General features: G+C 47.2%; 16 protein-coding genes and 1 riboswitch. Of the genes, 1 reads left to right on the forward strand and 15 read right to left on the reverse strand.

Annotated features, from left to right (window positions below; genetic code table 11):
- Positions 1 to 63 precede the first annotated feature (63 nt).
- From QMA13_RS35745 to QMA13_RS35805, 13 genes are all read right to left on the reverse strand, one after another.
- Positions 64 to 675: a flavin reductase family protein gene (locus tag QMA13_RS35745; protein WP_282938544.1), complete on the reverse strand. Its 612-nt coding sequence runs from the start codon at positions 673 to 675 to the stop codon at positions 64 to 66.
- A 38-nt stretch (positions 676 to 713) separates the two neighbouring features.
- On the reverse strand, positions 714 to 1322 hold the full coding sequence (locus QMA13_RS35750; RefSeq protein ID WP_282938546.1) for an alpha/beta hydrolase: 609 nt from the start codon (positions 1320 to 1322) through the stop codon (positions 714 to 716).
- Complete coding sequence (locus tag QMA13_RS35755; RefSeq protein ID WP_282938547.1) at positions 1322 to 2266, reverse strand: ring-cleaving dioxygenase; 945 nt, start codon at positions 2264 to 2266, stop codon at positions 1322 to 1324. The genes QMA13_RS35750 and QMA13_RS35755 overlap by 1 nt, the downstream gene beginning before the upstream one ends.
- A 53-nt stretch (positions 2267 to 2319) precedes the next feature.
- Complete coding sequence (locus QMA13_RS35760) at positions 2320 to 2946, reverse strand: nitroreductase family protein (RefSeq protein ID WP_282938549.1); 627 nt, start codon at positions 2944 to 2946, stop codon at positions 2320 to 2322.
- 31 nt (positions 2947 to 2977) lie between these two features.
- Positions 2978 to 3379, reverse strand: coding sequence for a DoxX family protein (locus tag QMA13_RS35765; RefSeq protein ID WP_282938551.1), 402 nt, complete (start codon positions 3377 to 3379; stop codon positions 2978 to 2980).
- A gap of 107 nt (positions 3380 to 3486) precedes the next feature.
- Positions 3487 to 3930, reverse strand: a complete 444-nt coding sequence (locus QMA13_RS35770; RefSeq protein WP_282938552.1) for a MarR family winged helix-turn-helix transcriptional regulator — start codon at positions 3928 to 3930, stop codon at positions 3487 to 3489.
- Positions 3931 to 4061: 131 nt separating this feature from the next.
- Positions 4062 to 5642 carry a stalk domain-containing protein gene (locus QMA13_RS35775; protein ID WP_282938554.1) on the reverse strand — a complete coding sequence of 527 codons (1581 nt, stop codon included), beginning with the start codon at positions 5640 to 5642 and terminating at the stop codon, positions 4062 to 4064.
- Positions 5643 to 5844: 202 nt separating this feature from the next.
- Entirely contained in the window at positions 5845 to 6108 is a 264-nt protein-coding gene (locus QMA13_RS35780; RefSeq protein ID WP_282938556.1) for a hypothetical protein, read from the reverse strand.
- 148 nt (positions 6109 to 6256) lie between these two features.
- Positions 6257 to 7552 (reverse strand): nucleobase:cation symporter-2 family protein, encoded by a 1296-nt coding sequence (locus QMA13_RS35785; protein ID WP_282938557.1) that lies wholly within the window; start codon positions 7550 to 7552, stop codon positions 6257 to 6259.
- Between the two features lie 14 nt (positions 7553 to 7566).
- Positions 7567 to 8163, reverse strand: a complete 597-nt coding sequence (locus QMA13_RS35790) for a xanthine phosphoribosyltransferase (RefSeq protein WP_282938558.1) — start codon at positions 8161 to 8163, stop codon at positions 7567 to 7569.
- A 287-nt stretch (positions 8164 to 8450) separates the two neighbouring features.
- Positions 8451 to 8554, reverse strand: a riboswitch (purine riboswitch).
- Positions 8555 to 8881: 327 nt separating this feature from the next.
- Positions 8882 to 10660, reverse strand: a complete 1779-nt coding sequence (locus QMA13_RS35795; RefSeq protein WP_282938560.1) for a CotH kinase family protein — start codon at positions 10658 to 10660, stop codon at positions 8882 to 8884.
- A gap of 18 nt (positions 10661 to 10678) precedes the next feature.
- The gene (locus QMA13_RS35800; RefSeq protein WP_282938562.1) at positions 10679 to 11377 is read right to left on the reverse strand and encodes a DUF4956 domain-containing protein; all 699 of its coding nucleotides are present in this window, start codon (positions 11375 to 11377) and stop codon (positions 10679 to 10681) included.
- A gap of 3 nt (positions 11378 to 11380) precedes the next feature.
- The gene (locus QMA13_RS35805) at positions 11381 to 12094 is read right to left on the reverse strand and encodes a polyphosphate polymerase domain-containing protein (RefSeq protein ID WP_282938563.1); all 714 of its coding nucleotides are present in this window, start codon (positions 12092 to 12094) and stop codon (positions 11381 to 11383) included.
- A 205-nt stretch (positions 12095 to 12299) separates the two neighbouring features.
- Between QMA13_RS35805 and QMA13_RS35810 the strand changes: the two genes are divergently transcribed.
- A complete protein-coding gene (locus QMA13_RS35810; RefSeq protein ID WP_282938564.1) occupies positions 12300 to 13547 on the forward strand; it encodes a purple acid phosphatase family protein in 1248 nt (415 codons plus the stop codon).
- Positions 13548 to 13879: 332 nt separating this feature from the next.
- Here the strand turns inward: QMA13_RS35810 and rlmN are convergent, their stop codons facing one another.
- On the reverse strand, positions 13880 to 14944 hold the full coding sequence (gene rlmN, locus QMA13_RS35815) for a dual-specificity RNA methyltransferase RlmN (protein WP_282938565.1): 1065 nt from the start codon (positions 14942 to 14944) through the stop codon (positions 13880 to 13882).
- A 360-nt stretch (positions 14945 to 15304) separates the two neighbouring features.
- Positions 15305 to 16468, reverse strand: a complete 1164-nt coding sequence (locus QMA13_RS35820) for a pectate lyase family protein (RefSeq protein ID WP_282938567.1) — start codon at positions 16466 to 16468, stop codon at positions 15305 to 15307.
- Between the last annotated feature and the right edge of the window lie 41 nt (positions 16469 to 16509).

The following is a 16509-nucleotide window of genomic DNA, read 5'->3' on the forward strand; positions in this document are numbered from 1 at the left end:
AGTAAAAAGAAGGAGCATGCCCAGGGCAGCTCCTTCTTTGCATGTAACCTCGCTTGCTCTTTCTTATTCCGGTCGGTCCAATATGAATTGCTCTCCTAGCTTCGAGTAGCTGGCGCCGGCAAGTCGGCTAACCGGCCGAAGCGCCTCAGCATCGATATGACCCTGATCATAAACGGCTTCATCGATGTGGAAGCATACCACCCTGCCGATTAACAAGTCGGCCGCAGGGGTCTCTTGCGTGCCTCCTAAAGGGATGGCCTGTTCAAGGACACACTCCATGCGGACACGTGCTTCTGCAATGCCAGGCACTGAAATCTTCTCGCTCTTAACCGTGGACAGCTCTGCCAATGCTACCTCGCTCTCATGAGGCGGAAGCGAAGCTGCGGTCTGATTAATCTGTTGAATATACGTTTCGTCCGAGATATGAACGACAAATGCGCCTGCATCTACTGCATTTCGGGCCGTATCTTTCATCCGGCCCTGTTTTCTTTGTACTGAGACGGATATCATAGGCGGATCGGCCGTAACGATATTAAAGTAGCTGAACGGCGCCGCATTCACCACCCCTTGAGAGGATAGCGTCGTCACAAGGGCAATGGGCCGCGGGATAATGCTCCCGATGAGCAGCTTGTAGCTCTCCCGCTCACTAATTTGCTTAGGATCAATAGTAATCACTAAAACACCTCGTTTTCTTCAAGCCTTCAAAACGGAGCTTATTCAAAGGTTTCATGATACCAATCTGCCGCAGCATCCACTTCGGTACGGGTTAGCTGGTGCCCGGCACGCTCCCAATGGATCGTAACAGACGCCCCCGCTCCCTTGAGTAGAGTCGATAGCTCTTCGGTTTCCTCGGGTGAACATATCGGATCGTTCATGCCTGCTCCGATAAATACCGGGACATCAGTCAGGTCAGGCAGCCCAATTCCGCGCCGTGGAACCATCGGATGATGCAGGATCGCTCCCTTTAACGCATCCGGATAATGGAACATGAGACTACCGGCGATGTTGGCTCCATTGGAATAGCCTATCGCCACGAAGTTGCGCCGGTCCAGCCCATGCTCCACAGCAGCCTGATCAAGAAAATCTTTGACTTCCTTCGTACGGAAGATCAAATCCTCTTCATCGAATACGCCTTCCGCCAATCGGCGAAAAAAACGCGGCATCCCATTCTCGAGCACATTGCCTCGAAGACTCAGTACTGCGGAACCCGGTGAAATTTCTCTAGCAAGCGGAAGTAAATCGCGCTCCGTACCCCCTGTGCCATGGAATAGAACGAGCACTGGGGCGCTGCTGTCAGTTCCTTTTAGAAATAGATGCTTCATTATTTATCCCCCTCCAATACGCGTACTTCGATAGGATCCAAATTCGCTTCAATCTGAGAACGATTGGCTTCGAACCATTCAGGAAGCATCAGCTTTTCACCTAGCTCCTCTACTTTCTCATCACGGGCAAAGCCTGGAGGATCTGTCGCGATCTCGAACAATATGCCGCCCTCCTCACGGAAGTAAATGGCATTGAAATATTGACGGTCAATAATCGGAGTAGGTCGGAATCCGCTGCTCTCCACCCGGCTTCTCCACAGCTCATGCTCTTCAAAATCTTTGGCGCGCCATGCAATATGATGCACCGTACCGGCTCCCCCAGTGCCATAAGGCATTGGAGTTATATTCACGTCGATTACGTTGCCCAAGTCTCCCGTAGCTTTGTAGCGTGTATAAGAGCCTTCTTCACCGATTTTTTGCAGGCCCATAACCTGCTCCAACACATTGCCGGTTTGTACGGGAGCCGTACTGAACAGAACCGCACCGCCGAAGCCCTTAATAGCCTTGTCGGCCGGAACGCCTCCGAATGACCATTGGCTAGGAGCTCCTTCCTCTCTCTCTACAATCTCAAGCCGCAGCCCATCCTTGTCTGAGAATTGAAGGTACTGCTCGCCGAACCGATCCGATTTCATAACGGAAACTCCAAGCTTTTTCAAGCGTGCCTCCCAGAAATCCAATGAACCTACAGGAACCACATACGAAGTGATCCCTACCTGACCTCCGCCGATACGTCCTTTGCGCGAGCCTGCCCATGGGAAGAACGTTATGATTGTGCCCGGGCTTCCGCCCTGATCGCCGAAATACAAGTGATATACTTCCGGTGCGTCGAAGTTAATTGTTTTTTTGACGAGTCTTAACCCAAGCACTCCGGAGTAAAAGTCGACGGTTTCCTGCGCATTCCGTACAAAAGCTGTTATATGATGAATTCCTGCTGTTTTAGTCATTTGAACATCTCTCCTTTTTATAATTAGGTATAAGTGTATAAGGTTACTTCAAATCAAAATATGTTGTAGCTGACAAACTCGCCGGTCGGCTTGCGATAGCCACGCGGCCTTTGGCTGGAGACAGCCTCTTTTCCTATCGTAATGAGCATCGCTGGAACGTAATTGTCAGGAATGCGCAGTTCTTGGCGAAGCGCCTCCGGGTCAAATCCGATCATCGGGCACGTATCCCAGCCTTTATCCTTGGCAATCAGCATAAGCAGCATAGCGGACAAGCTTGCATTACGGATCGCTTCTTCATGCTTGAATGCGTCGCCTCGTTCCTCATAAAATCCAAGCACCGATTCAACTGTCATATCGTATTCCTGCTTACTCATAACACCTAATTGAAGAAGACCTTCATTAATAGCTGCAACGTCCTTATACGCGTCCTTATTGCCAAGAACGACTATCGCCGCAGACGCGGTTTTAACTTTATATTGTTGATTCGCAGCCTCGTACACTTTGTTTTTGAGCTCTGGATCTTTAACGACTACGTAGTGCGTATGCTGCAAATTAAAAGCGGATGGAGCGAACTTCACAAGCTGGAACAACTCCTCCAGCTCTCTATCCAGTATTTCCACACCCGGAATAAAGTTATTTGCCGATCTGCGTGCTTTCAATAGTGAAATGAAATCGTTCATAATAGGTTCTCCCCATCCATTTTGTTCGGAATTAGTTCATCAAAGCATCCAAAGAATAAGAGCCAGCACCGATCAAAGCGACACCTACCGCTATGGCAATTAGCATCAGGTTATATTCATAACCGTTGGCAGTCGCCCAATACCCGTTTTTACCATGAACCTTAACAATAGCGCCCAGCATAGTGATAACAATCAGCGCAGCTCCTACAGCGGTAAATAGACCGGCAGCGAATAACAAACCTCCTATTAACTCCATCAGACCGGATAATATCGCCATCTGCACGCCAGGTTTAATTCCGACAGATTCCATCCAGCCCCCTGTTCCTTTTGGACCGTAGCCGCCGAACCATCCGAACAGCTTTTGCGCTCCATGACCCATGAAGGTCAAACCTACAACCAACCGTACGATTAACAATCCTATTGCAATACTCATTTGAAATCCCTCCGATAGATGAATGTTATTTTAATTAATTTCAAGAATCTTAAATTTAAGATATATGGGAAAAAGTGAAGCAGTTATATGCAGTGTTCTGAACATAACTACTTATAATGATCCTGTGCATGTTTCCCGAGCTTTTTGAGCAGCTGACTGGCTATTCGCTTTTCCTCAGCTGTGAGGCCTTCTACGGCTTTATCAATGACCTTGGCGTGTAGAGGGAATACTTCGTCTATGAACTGCTTTCCTTTGTCGGTTATCTCTGCGTAAATAAGACGTCGGTCCTCTGTCGAAGCTTTCCGCTGTACGAGCTGCTTCTTCTCCAGCTTATCTACCACATAGGTTATGTTGCCGCTGCTCATCAATACTTTACCGCCAATTTGTTGAATAGGCTGCGCCCCTTTGTGGTATAACAATTCCAGAACCCCGAATTCCGTTCGATTTAAACCGTTTCGCCGGATATCGCGATCTGCATGCGCATTTACCCATTGGCTGGCTCTGGATAGAGCAATAAACAGGTCCAAAGAATCTTCTCGGTTGTTAGCCATTCCGATCACCTCCAATGCTGCCGTTGAAATATCTTAAATTTAAGATACTTTATTTTGATCTATTTGTCAACAGCCGAAAATGATTGATTTAAAATAAAAAAAAGCCTGCACTTAGCACAGGCTTTTGTCTCCTACTTCAATTGTTTAATCGCATAGGAGTGGCGATCGTTTTCTTTTTTCAACTCAGCATTGTAATCGTCTCTAAGCTCTGTCAGCCGAGTCTTCAATGACTCAATCTGCTGCTGGGTCGCTCCTTTTTTGAAGATTTGGTCAATCAGCGTCTGCGCATCTGTCAGCTGCTTCTCCAGTTCGGCTCTTGCCGTTTCCGCAGTTTTGGAACTATCGCTAGATAGCGAGTTGATTTTGCTCAGTATGTCCTTATGCTTTGTCCTTGCTTCCTCGAGCGCTTTATCGTAAGACGCTTGGCTGGAGTAAGCTCCTGGGGTATCCTTTCGAACCTGTGCTAGCTGGTCCTCCAGCTGCTTCCGATTCTGATTATACCGTTCTTTAATTTCACTCAAAGCTTTTTCATGACGATCGTTCTCCAGCTTTATCGGATCAGTTGGTGAAGATGGATTCGTATTGGGAAGCGTAGTCGTCTCGTCGCCCATATCGATTTTTCGTACCAGAATATCGTTGGAATACTCGCTTACCGACAACAGAATGCCTTTTTTATCATAGTGGGAGATCATGCCGTCCATAGCATTATTTCTAAAATCCCCCGATATCTTCTCGCCTTTGGTGGTGGTATAGGTTCCTTTACCGTCGCGTTTGCCATCAACAAAATCACCTTCATAAACGTCGCCGTTTTTATAAGTTAGTTTCCCTCTGCCGTTCGGTTGGTCGTTATCAAAAGGACCTGTATACTTATCCCCGTTTTCATAATAAAGGGTCCCGTTATAGCGTTCTCCGCTCGAGAAGGTTCCGTCAAAAGCCAGACTTCCTCCGGGAGAATACTGCTTACCCGCTCCGTTAAACACGCCGTCCTTCATAGCGGCATCCGTGTTCAGCTGGCCGTTGTCATAATAGGTCTTGGCGCGTCCTTCCTTAGGAACACCATCAGCCATTGTCCCATCGAACAGCTGCTTGCCTATCGAGTTCACCAGCTTCCCTTTCCCCTCAGGATACCCGTCCACCAGCATTCCTGTATATTTGTCACCGTTCGGGTAAACGTACTCCCCTTTTACAGGCTTAGAAGTATCTGTCGTTGTGTCCGTAGGCTTTGACGGATTTGTGGTCCCTCCGGTACCTCCAGGTTTCCCTGTAGAGGTAGAGCCTTTAGGGGTGGTCAAATAGATCGTGGACGTATTTTGAACCCACTTCACTTCCTTGCCGGAGGCTTCGCTAACGAACCGAAGAGGAACTAGCGTATTGCCATCCACTAATCTCGGCGCCAACTCCAGCTCATTCAGTTGATCATTGACATAAGCATCGGTGTCATCAATGACTAGCTCTATCGTCAAGCCGTCTTTGGTACCGGAGACCGTCTCCGTATTCGCATCCCAGCTCACATCGAGACCTAGCTTTTCAAATATAGCCCGGAAAGGAACCAACGTCGTCCCATTATCCAAAATCGGCTGCACCTCGAACTTAATCAGCTTATTATCCAAATATACACGTATCGGCCGTTCCGCCGCAGCATTCACGGAAAAAGGAAGCGACAGGGCGCCCCAAAGCAAACAAGCCGATAGCATCGCGTATCGTTTTTTCATCCCAGCTATCCCTCCTACACGTTCTTTGTATTTATTTTACAAGTCTTTTCAGCAGGTGTCGAAACTCCTACTCGTTATATCGACCAATAGAGGGTAAATGTTAAGGAGCAAACCTGCTGTATCCGTCTTTAGACCATGCTGAGGCAAAAAAAGAAGACCCACGCCCCAACGGGACATGAGACTCCTTATATCGGCACCGATTTTAGTCGATGTAGGTAACAATGCCTTTTTCCATCAAATAGTCCATCTCTAGCTCCAAAATCGTTTCAACCGTCAGCTCGTCCAATTTGACGTCCTTGCGGCTCATTACATAATCGACGATTTCATCACTATCGATATCATCTTCCTTGGCGTTATTGATAAACGTCTGTTCATGCTTCAAAACCAGCTTAATACTTTCGGCGTCGACTTTCGATTTCCCAGCAATAAAATCAATTAGCTCCTGCTCGTTAATAGCCTCGCTCATTATAGTCATCCCCTTATGGTGTTTTTAGTGCCATTGTAACATAAATTTCGTTAACGACCTAAATCGCCGTGCAAGCTGCAGTAAAAAACCTCTATTCGTGGAAGAAAGTCTGGCTTCCTACAACAAATAGAGGCTCCGAATATAGGCATTACGCTGCTTTGGTGTCCGCTCTGGACGAAGCGTCGTCTTTTGAATTGGATAAGCATAAGTTCAAAATAATAGCGGTCAACGAACCGGATACGATCCCGTTTTGCAGCAGCATCTTGGCAAAGTCAGGAAGCAGGTCGAACATTTGGGGAAGCGTCGCCGAGCCTAAACCAACTGCGATACTGCAAGCCGCAATCAATAGGTTACGCTCTTTGCGCAAATCGACCTCGGACAAAATCGAAATCCCTGAAGCAGCCACCGAGCCGAACATGACTATCATCGCTCCACCAAGCACTGCATTCGGAATCACGGTCGTTAGAGCAGCCAGCTTAGGCAGCAGACCGAGAATCACCATAATGCCGCCCGCGGCAAAAATCACATCCCGCGTTTTCACTCGAGTCAAGGAGATAAGACCGACATTTTGCGAGAAAGCTGTATAAGGGAATGCATTGAAAATACCGCCCAGCATAATAGCCAAACCCTCGGAACGCAAACCGTTGACGATCTGCTTTTGTTCGACCTTTTGATCAGTCGCTTTGCCTACGGCAAAATAAACACCTGTAGACTCTACCATACTGACAATGTTGACGATAATCATCGTAATAATAGCCGTAATGCTAATTTGAGGAATGCCAAAGTAAAAAGGTTGTGCAATGCTGAACCAGGATGCTTCCGCAACCGAGGAGAAATGAACAATACCCATGAAGTAGCCGATAATCGTCCCGACCAACAAGCCGACAAGAACCGAAATGGCACGAAGAAATCCGGTTGCCAAGCGGTTCACTACTAGAATAACGAGCAGCGTGATAAGAGCTAGCAGCAAGTTGTTAGGCTGTCCGAAATCCGGGGCGCCTTGACCACCTGCCACATTGTTCATAGCTACGGGAATCAAGGAGAGTCCAATGATCGTTACAACCGAGCCCGTCACAATGGTTGGGAAGAACTTCAGCATTTTGCCGTATAACGGCGCGGCTAGAACGACAAATAAGCCGGATATGATGATCGCCCCGTACGTTGTCGCTAAGTTCGAGGTTGAGGCAATGGCAATAATCGGGCCCACTGCCGTAAAGGTACAGCCCAATACAACAGGCAATCGACTGCCAAAAAACCGCGTTCCCATGACCTGTAAAATCGTAGCTAGTCCACACGTAAATAAATCCGCTGCGATCAAATAAGCCATTTGGGCGGGAGTCAGCTTAAGCGCTCCTCCGACGATCAGCGGCACGACGACAGCCCCGGCGTACATGGCGAGCACGTGCTGGAAGCCCAAGGTCACTACCTTTTGTTTGCTTAACATTCTGTTTTTCTCCCCTAGACTTTTTGGATTAATGGACTATCCTCAACAAAATTCACCACGCCTGGAGACATCGAAGCGATTCGAGCCAAAGAGTGCACCTCAATGCCTCTAGCTTCTAGTAAACCGCGGCCTTCCTGAAAGCTCTTTTCAATAACGCAGCCAACGCCAACCAGCTCAGCGCCCGCTTCTTTCACAATATCAACCAATCCAACCAAAGCGGCTCCAGTTGCTAAGAAATCATCAACAATCAGCACTCTATCGTTCGGACCGAGGTATTTCTGGGAAACGCTGACTTGGTACGTTTCTTGGCGGGTAAACGAATGCACTGGTGCCGAAAATACGTTTTCTGCCAGAGTGACAGCTTTCTTCTTCTTGGCATAAACGAATGGAACACCCAGCGCAATGCCAGCAGCCATGGCAAATTGAATACCGCTAGCTTCGATAGTAAGTACCTTGGTGATAGGCTTGTCGCCAAAAATTCGTCCAAACTCATTGCCGATCTCCAACGCGAGCTGGGTATCAACCTGGTGATTCAAAAAGGAGTCCACCTTCAGTACCGTATCGGACAGGATCAATCCCTCTTGACGTATGCGTTCTTGAAGTAGTTTCATATTGTGTATCGCCCCTTTTTAATTAAGAAAAACGTCTATCGACGTCCATTCATAGATGCGCGACCGCGTTTAGCGGAAGAAGTTTTTATCGCCAATAGGAAAGTTCTTCCCTACGATATAGGGAAGTTAACCTTCCTATGTGAAAAAAAAGGACAGGTTCCTTGAGCTCTTCTTCTCTCAAGTGAAGCCTGTCCTTCTGGGTTTTTGTCCCTATTGGTGTAGCACGCAAAGTGCCCGCATCGCTCGGACCAGCCTGTCCTTTCCAATAGAAGAAAAGAAACGGAACCCTAGATGCGCTTTTCACTCATAGTCGGTCGATTCATTCGGTCGTCCGGTAGAAACTAATGGGCCATATCCCCATAATTATACGAGTTCTTATGAAGTTTTACTTTGTATATAGTACACGCTACTTCCTATCGTTTCAAGAGGAAATTTCTCATAATACGACAAGATTCGCTGGTGGGGAGCACAATACCATTATCTCTTGGAATTTACTGCCTATACCGCAAGGTTTATCGCTTCTTTTGCCTCTCGATACCCAGCATTTCAGCCCTAATATCTGCTATAAAAGAACCTGGGCACGCACAAAAAAACAAAGGCCTTGAAGCCCCAAACTCCTGCCCGTTGCTTTCCGTTTTATACCCTTGCAGCTGACATGGCTATACCCATGCAACAGTAGCGAAAAAGCCAGAGAGCTGAAGAGCTCCCTGGCCTCTACCTACAGTCTTTTGCGTTTATACAGCACCACAATGCAGCAAGCCACTAACAGCACTACAAAGGCTATACCTGCTGTAACAGCTTCGCTTACGCTGCCTTGCGGCTGTTGCTGCTGGCCACCCGGGCCGCCTGGACCGCCACCACCGGGTCCGCCAAAGCCGCCTCCTTGACCGCCACCAGGTCCACCCTGGCGACCCATCTGCTGGCCCGCTGGGCCGTTCTGCCCTTGCTGACCCGCCTGGCCGTTCTGCGCTTGCTGGCCCACTTGGCCATTCTGCCCTTGCTGACCCGCCTGGCCGTTCTGCGCTTGCTGGCCGCCTTGGCCGTTCTGCGCTTGCTGGTCGCCTTGGCCGTTCTGCGCTTGCTGGCCCGCCTGACCATCGGCTGCTGCGGCTTTGGCTTGGACCTGCTGGCCTTTCTTGCCGTTGTTATTACCACCGCCCATTTGTCCCATACCACCGCCCGGCATTCCTCCTCCCATGCCACCGCCCATACCGCCGCCGCTCCCGGAACCGTCTCCCGAGGAAGGGCTCGTGCCGTCGAGCTGCTTCGTAAGGCTGGCAACCATTTGCGAGTTGAATGTTTTGAGCTGAGTTACTCCTTGCTGATATTGTTCATACGTATAGAAGGCTGTCGGATCTTTTTCCACATAAGAAGAAATCATATTAGATAGTTCTTGAACACGCGTCCCAAACTTCGCGTCCGATAAATAGCCTTGAATCATTTCGCTAACAATTTGGTGGTATTGCTCCTTATATTGATCAACCTTAAGCAGTTTATCGATCAGCGGCCGCTCCGACAATGAGCCCTGCGTCGGCTCATCCATGAGAATGCTTGATCCTCCAAGGCCTCCGAACGCCATATTGTAATCCCAAGGCAGCACGGAGAATTTTCCTTTGTTCTCATACAAATAATAATTATGTTTATTGCCTCCCAAATAACTGTCCATGTTGGCAGTAGTCATATTGAGAGCTATAAACTTCAGTGCCTCTTCGACATCCAGCACCTTTTCATAATCAGAACCGTTGTTCAGTTCGTTGACCATGGCAAGAAGCTCTTCCCCTTTAGTTGAGCCTGATTTTAAGTCGAGCCCTGTATAGGCGCTGGCCTTCTCCAGCCAATTCAACTCGCTGCCGTTTCCGCCATTAGCCTTGTATAATGCCCCAGTGGCATTGCCGAAATTTCTTTCGAGGTAAGACTCCCCTATTTGTTCTATAGCTAAATAAAGTCCTTTAAGCTCATTGTTCACATACAAGTTCACATAAGAGTATTTAGGGGTTGGCAAACCCATCTGTTCGGCAAGTTCATAAGTGAGGAACTCCCGCATATAAGTAGGATCACTGTAATTATTGTTAAGATTAATTTTCGTTATTCCTTCGAGACTTTGGCTTGATATATATTCATCAAAGGCAATTTTGAAGCTGTACCGATCGGAATCCGAATTCACCACACTCCGAAGGCTAAGGTTCCCCTTGGTCCTGACAGCGACATTATCTATATGCTTGCCGTTATAATCAACGGATGCGGTTTTGAATTCCTCCGCACTGGCATTGTCCAGCATATCCTGAAAATCGCTCGAGTCCAGCGTAATTTTCACATCAATCACTTTTTCCTTCGGAAATACGTTCTCGTCTATACTCTTCTCCTTCTCCGAACTAGCGGTACTAGCCGTCACCGCGCTCCCGGTGGTTGCTTTGCTCCCGCTGCTCGTCACTCCACATCCGGTCAATCCCAAGATCAGGCAGATGCATAGAAGAAGCGTTATCGCTTTCGCTTTCATTCTGAACACCCTCCATTCTTAAGATACATAATCACCGTTATAGCTGATAAGCACGGCATTCTTCACGCCTTGTAGCTCATTGATTTGGTTCACGAAGTTGCCCTCGTTATCGCGAAGGCGAATCTCCAATGTCGTTTCGATATTGCCGTGAGTTACTGTTTTTTGCTTGACGTTATATCTTTTTACCAGCCGACCTACAAGAGTATGAACTTCTTTTTCTGCTGAATCTCCCTCGCAATTGATGACTAGCAAGTATGGTGTTTCAAAGGAAGATTTTTTAATAAAGAAGAACATGACCAGACCGATTATCACTGAACCAACAATAGCTAACGTGTAGAAACCGGCTCCGGATACGATTCCCGCGGCAGCAGCCCAGAACAAGAAGATCAGATCGGTAGGGTCTTTAATCGGTGTTCTGAAACGAACGATAGACAGCGCGCCGACCATACCAAGCGATAACACCAGGTTCGAGTTGACTGCAATAATCACCATTGCCGTTACCATGGACATGCCGATAAGTGAGATGTTGAAGCTTTTGGAATACAAGACGCCGCTGAAGACCCGTTTGTACAGTAAGTAAATAAAGAATCCAATGAAAAAGGCGACTGCCAGCGAAAGCAGTATTTTCGAAATGTTAATGTCCGAGACAAAGTTGTTGACTACCGACTTTTTTAATAAATCCGAGAAATTCGTGGCCGTTGTTGTGTTAGTTTCCATAGATCAATAATCCTCCCAAGTGTTATATTTCAAAAACTTTCTGCAAATGACATATTTGGATGCTGACTGTCTGTTCAGCCCTTCGAGCTGCAGCGCAATCTTGATATAATCAGGAATGTACTCGTCGTACTTCACCTCAAGAATAATCAGATTCTCATCGATAGCCCGGACCGGATTCAATTGTTTGTTGAATATATCCGTAGAATGAAGACCGGTTCTTAATTCCTTATCGAATGTAATTCGGACATTTCCGTTATGACATACGTACGGTTCCCGGACATAATCGACGATGACCTTGGGCCGCAGCAGATGGTGATTCATCTCTTGATATAGTTCAAGAAACAGCGGCTTATCCGGGTTGTTCAGTGCCTCGAATTGCCCGGCGACGATCTGTTCGTACATCTCCCGAGTCAACGGCTCTTTGACTTTCGCAATATAGTCGTTGAACTTGATCTTTTTCTCAAAATGAATGACATTATCCTGAACGTTATAGATACGGATACGGTATTTGACCCGATCTCGAATTCCACCCAGCTTCTCGTGAAGCGCTTTATTGTTCATATCATCGAAATACAAGCTCCGTATATGGTATTCTCCTGAGGGACCGACGTTTTTATCTTGGCGCATCAAGCTTTTAAGACGTTGTCGGATAATATGAAACTGATGCTGATTGATGAAAAACTTCAGTTCATGACGATATTTCAAGCTCTTGCTCATGTCACACCTCTTTCTATATCACGTCAACGATCTATGTTGGACTGTTCTATTTCCTTCCTGTTGTTTCTTCGTTACAAAAAGTATTGTATCTTCCCTAACTGAACTCACGCTTAGCGCACCCTGAGCAGCAACTGAAAGTTTACAATCCCTTTACATTAGATTTACACTGGGTTAACAAAGCGAATTTTTAAGGGAGCTGTCTAATATGGGCCGATATCAAATCGTCGTCTGGCTGATAGTGTTGGCCGTTATTGTAGTGGGTGTGGCCCTATGGCTGGAATCGCAAAAGAAGGAAGGTTCGACCGGATCCAGTGCACCCAAGTCGTTGGTAACTACGATTAAGGGAGATGCCCGCACGAGCCGTGCATTCACTTGGTACACCGATAATCCCGATGAAGGGGCTGTCATTCAATGGATAAAAGGCGCCGGGGTGATCAATTTCACTGGCAATCAGGTTCATACGCTAAAAGCTACGACAACGCCGATCAAGACGGACAAGAAGCATACTCAAGGGGTTCACAAAGCGGAAATTACTGGACTCGAGCCGGGAACCGCGTATTCCTATCGGGTCGGAAGCGGCAAAGATACGGGATGGAGCGAGCCTTCTTCCTTCATGACAGAGGTGGTAGGAACGAGCGCTTTCTCGTTTATTAACGTTACCGATTCGCAAGGAGTGACCGAGGGGGATTTTGAGATATGGGGGCGCGCACTGGACAAAGCGTTCCAGACGTTCCCGGAAGCCCGTTTCGTTGTTCATAATGGCGATTTGACGGAAGATCCTGAGGATGAAACAGGTTGGGACTACTTCTTCGGAAAGACGAAGAGCTGGCTGAAGCAGTTCCCGTTCATGCCAGTTACCGGCAATCACGATGAAATCGATAAAAATGCAGATCGATATCTCGCCCACTTTAATCTGCCTGTTAATGGAGCGGAAGGCTCTACCCCAGGAACAAATTATTCGTTTGATTACGGCAACGCGCATTTCATTGTATTGAATACCGAATCCAATATTAACGAACAGACCAAATGGCTCCGTAATGACCTCGCTCATACCGACAAGCTGTGGAAGATCGTAGCTGTACATAGAGGAGCTTACGGCGGGAATATGTACACGAAGACCGAGAAGTGGACTTCTCTGTTTGACGAATACAAGGTAGACCTTGTCTTACAGGGTCATAATCACGAGTACTCCAGATCGTATCCTTTGCGTAATGGAAAAGTAGCCGGTACGGGGGATGGGCCGGTTGTAAACCACGAAGGAACGGTATATGTTGTGACCAACGCTTCCGGAGCCAAAATGAACGAAAAGAAGAAGGATCAGTTCTACCATAAGGTACATTTCCAAAATGGGAAACCGATGTTCGCGGGGATTACGATCGAAGGTAATTCATTAACATATCAAGCCTATGATGTGGACGGCAAAAAGTGGGATGAATTCGTCATCCAGCATTAAGTATGGCCTTTACTCGGAAGTAGCCTTTGGTACAAGGCGTCTATGGGTCCTTTTACTCCCTAGTAACATAAAAAGCACATCCCCAAAATAGGATGTGCTTAGCCAGCCGATAAACCTGTTTCTTCAGAAATTTGCTATATAGGTAGGTGGGGTATACCTCGGAGGAGTTTATGTCCGCCTTTGAAACCCGTGAAATCACCGCTGAAAAATTTAAAATCTTCCCGATAACAACAGCGGCTGGAGGGGGATACCCCACCGGAGTACCACCTATACATCTGAAGATTCATGGTTTCTCGACAGCCTGTGTACATCCAAAAGGATGTGCTTTTTATTTACCCAATCGATTGTTTAATCTGTTTGCTTCTCAGCTGTCCGCAAGCGGCATCAATATCAGTTCCGTGCTCCAGACGAACGCTGCAGCTGATGCCTTGTTTTTTCAGCGTATCGTAGAAAGCCACGATAGATTCCTGCTCGCTCCGCTGGTATTGACTGTGCTCATCGACCGGATTATACGGAATCAGGTTGACGTTGGCCAGTTGACGTCTGTCACCAACCAGCTCAGCCAGCTCGAGAGCATGCTCCTTGCCATCATTAACGTCCCTGAGCAGGATATATTCCAGCGTAATTCTCCGTTTCGTTTTGTCCAAATAATAATCGATAGCTTGCATTAATTTGCTCAGCGGGATGGCGCGGTTGATTTTCATAATCCGTGTACGAAGCTCGTCGTTTGGAGCATGCAGAGAGATCGCCAGGTTCACCTGCAAATCAGAATCCGTAAATTCGATGATTTTGTCGGCAAGGCCGCTTGTTGAAACCGTAATATGTCTTGATCCGATGGCCAACCCTTTGTGGTCTTTGACCACATTGATAAAGTCAGACATGTTCTTGAAATTATCGAACGGTTCGCCGATTCCCATCACTACGATGTGACTGACTCTTTCATCTTGGCCCGCTTGGTCCAGATGCAGCTGGACCTTCATGATCTGCTCCACAATTTCTCCAGCGGTTAAGTCACGGCTCTTAGCCAGCAAGCCGCTCGCGCAGAAGCTGCACCCGATATTACAGCCGACCTGCGTAGTCACGCATACCGATAACCCGAACTTATGTCTCATGAGTACCGTCTCGATCAGATTACCGTCATGGAGATTGAACAAAAACTTAATGGTCCCATCTGACGATTCTTGCCTCATATGCTCATTCAACGTTGAAATAACAAAATGATCCTTCAGTAATTGAATGCACTCCGGGCGAACATCGGCCATTTCAGAGAAGTCCGTTACCCGCTTCCTATAAAGCCAATCCCACACCTGCATGGCGCGAAATTTTTTATGACCATGTTCCTGCAGCCAATCTATTAATTGATCCAAAGTTAATCCATAAATGGATTCTTTATTCATATCATATCCTCTTTTCAAATCTATAAATTCAGTCCTATTATTGTCCCAAAATTAGATTACTAAAACAAGGGGTTAAGGGCAGTTATTTCACATCCAATATTGCCTAAGGTAAAATAGCCCCACAAAGTGGGGCCTTGGCTTCGAAGCTGCTTCAGGTACTTTACGGGGAGCCCCGAAATTCATAAATTCTATACTGTTTAAAAAGACTTCCCACCTATCCTATAATAAGAAGCTTACAGGATATTGGGAAGTCCTATTTTCGATCACACTTACGATACAGATAGCGTATTACGTACCAGATACCCTGCTATCGGGAACTTATCTTGCTACCAGAGCAGCGGGGCCGCCCTCCTAGGGAGATCATTTCGGTCCGGCATTCGCTTGAACCAGATTAGGCACATTGCTGGCTGCATCCGGGGAGTAGCTATAAGAGAATGGCAGCGAGCCAGGGTAAGAGGCACCCGTCGCCGAAGTACCCGTTGTAGCATTGTAAGTATTGTTCCGCTCATAGAAGGAGTAAGAATCTCCTGAGCTGTCTAGGCCTATTTGATTGCTTTGATTCGTCTTGTAAAAATAATTGCTTTCCGAGTAAATAACGCTGCCGCTGCCAATCTGATTGGCATTGTACTGCTGCTGCGACGATCCAGCGGAATTCGTTCCGGAAGGCGTCGAGCTGTTATCAAAATAATTGTTGTACAGATGGACGAACCCGCGCATGAGCGGACGCCCTTTCATATTCGGCCCGAACCAATTATGGTGCATCGTTACGTGAAGCTTGCCGCCTCCATATGTATACGAGTCGCTCTTGTTGGCTCCGATGACCATTGCGAGCCGTTCAGAGGCAAGATCCTGATTGGTTCCAACCCAGTTCCACATCGGATTCGGGTTCATGTTCAACCAACTGGTCGTGAAATAAAAGTGACAGTACGATATCGTGACATTATCCGAGCCCTTGGATACCACCAATAGATCATCACTAGTGTTATAAATTGTGCAGTGATCGACCCATACGTTACTGGTGCGACGGAAAGAAAGCCCCAAATAATTTGTCCCGCTTCCTCCCGGCTGAATAGCTGCGCCGCTCAAATTTTGCAGATCGGTAATATTACCGTAGAAGGTAATGTTTTTGATGACGATATTTTCAATATTTGTACCGGTTGCTAATTGCTCTCCGCTAAATTTAAGCTGAATGTTTTGTAGAACGGCTCCACCCCCGCTTGCTCCCTCTATCGTAACATTGTTCCAGCTTGTGCTGGCAAAGGTCAGGGTCGTGAGCTGGGAACCTCCGTAAATGTTGCCCTTAATGATAATATGGTGTTTACCGGCGTTAAAGGCGCTCTGTAATTCAGCTAGAGTGGTTACCGTCACAGCAGTATCCGTTGAGCCAGTTGCTGTAGAGTAGCCTCCTGTGGAGGCCGCCTCTACCTTGGAGACACCTACATAAGGGATTGTTGAGGTCGCTAGAAGGCTAAAAGCCAATGTGAATACGGTAAGAACAGCTGCGGACATTCTTTTTAAACGCATAAAAAACCTCCTCGATAGGGTATGGTTAATTGAAGCCGAGA

Origin of the sequence: Paenibacillus sp. RC67 (assembly GCF_030020805.1) — a bacterium.
Taxonomy (GTDB): domain Bacteria; phylum Bacillota; class Bacilli; order Paenibacillales; family NBRC-103111; genus Paenibacillus_S.

Bases quoted from the DNA above. Each gene is read 5' to 3' on its own strand.
- QMA13_RS35820 (WP_282938567.1), bottom strand. From the start codon at position 16,468: ATGCGTTTAAAAAGAATGTCCGCAGCTGTTCTTACCGTATTCACATTG.
- QMA13_RS35785 (WP_282938557.1), bottom strand. From the start codon at position 7,552: ATGTTAAGCAAACAAAAGGTAGTGACCTTGGGCTTCCAGCACGTGCTC.
- QMA13_RS35755 (WP_282938547.1), bottom strand. From the start codon at position 2,266: ATGACTAAAACAGCAGGAATTCATCATATAACAGCTTTTGTACGGAAT.
- QMA13_RS35795 (WP_282938560.1), bottom strand. From the start codon at position 10,660: ATGAAAGCGAAAGCGATAACGCTTCTTCTATGCATCTGCCTGATCTTG.
- QMA13_RS35810 (WP_282938564.1), top strand. From the start codon at position 12,300: ATGGGCCGATATCAAATCGTCGTCTGGCTGATAGTGTTGGCCGTTATT.
- QMA13_RS35800 (WP_282938562.1), bottom strand. From the start codon at position 11,377: ATGGAAACTAACACAACAACGGCCACGAATTTCTCGGATTTATTAAAA.
- QMA13_RS35805 (WP_282938563.1), bottom strand. From the start codon at position 12,094: ATGAGCAAGAGCTTGAAATATCGTCATGAACTGAAGTTTTTCATCAAT.
- QMA13_RS35765 (WP_282938551.1), bottom strand. From the start codon at position 3,379: ATGAGTATTGCAATAGGATTGTTAATCGTACGGTTGGTTGTAGGTTTG.
- QMA13_RS35780 (WP_282938556.1), bottom strand. From the start codon at position 6,108: ATGAGCGAGGCTATTAACGAGCAGGAGCTAATTGATTTTATTGCTGGG.
- QMA13_RS35770 (WP_282938552.1), bottom strand. From the start codon at position 3,930: ATGGCTAACAACCGAGAAGATTCTTTGGACCTGTTTATTGCTCTATCC.
- QMA13_RS35775 (WP_282938554.1), bottom strand. From the start codon at position 5,642: ATGAAAAAACGATACGCGATGCTATCGGCTTGTTTGCTTTGGGGCGCC.
- QMA13_RS35790 (WP_282938558.1), bottom strand. From the start codon at position 8,163: ATGAAACTACTTCAAGAACGCATACGTCAAGAGGGATTGATCCTGTCC.
- QMA13_RS35760 (WP_282938549.1), bottom strand. From the start codon at position 2,946: ATGAACGATTTCATTTCACTATTGAAAGCACGCAGATCGGCAAATAAC.
- QMA13_RS35750 (WP_282938546.1), bottom strand. From the start codon at position 1,322: ATGAAGCATCTATTTCTAAAAGGAACTGACAGCAGCGCCCCAGTGCTC.
- rlmN (WP_282938565.1), bottom strand. From the start codon at position 14,944: ATGAATAAAGAATCCATTTATGGATTAACTTTGGATCAATTAATAGAT.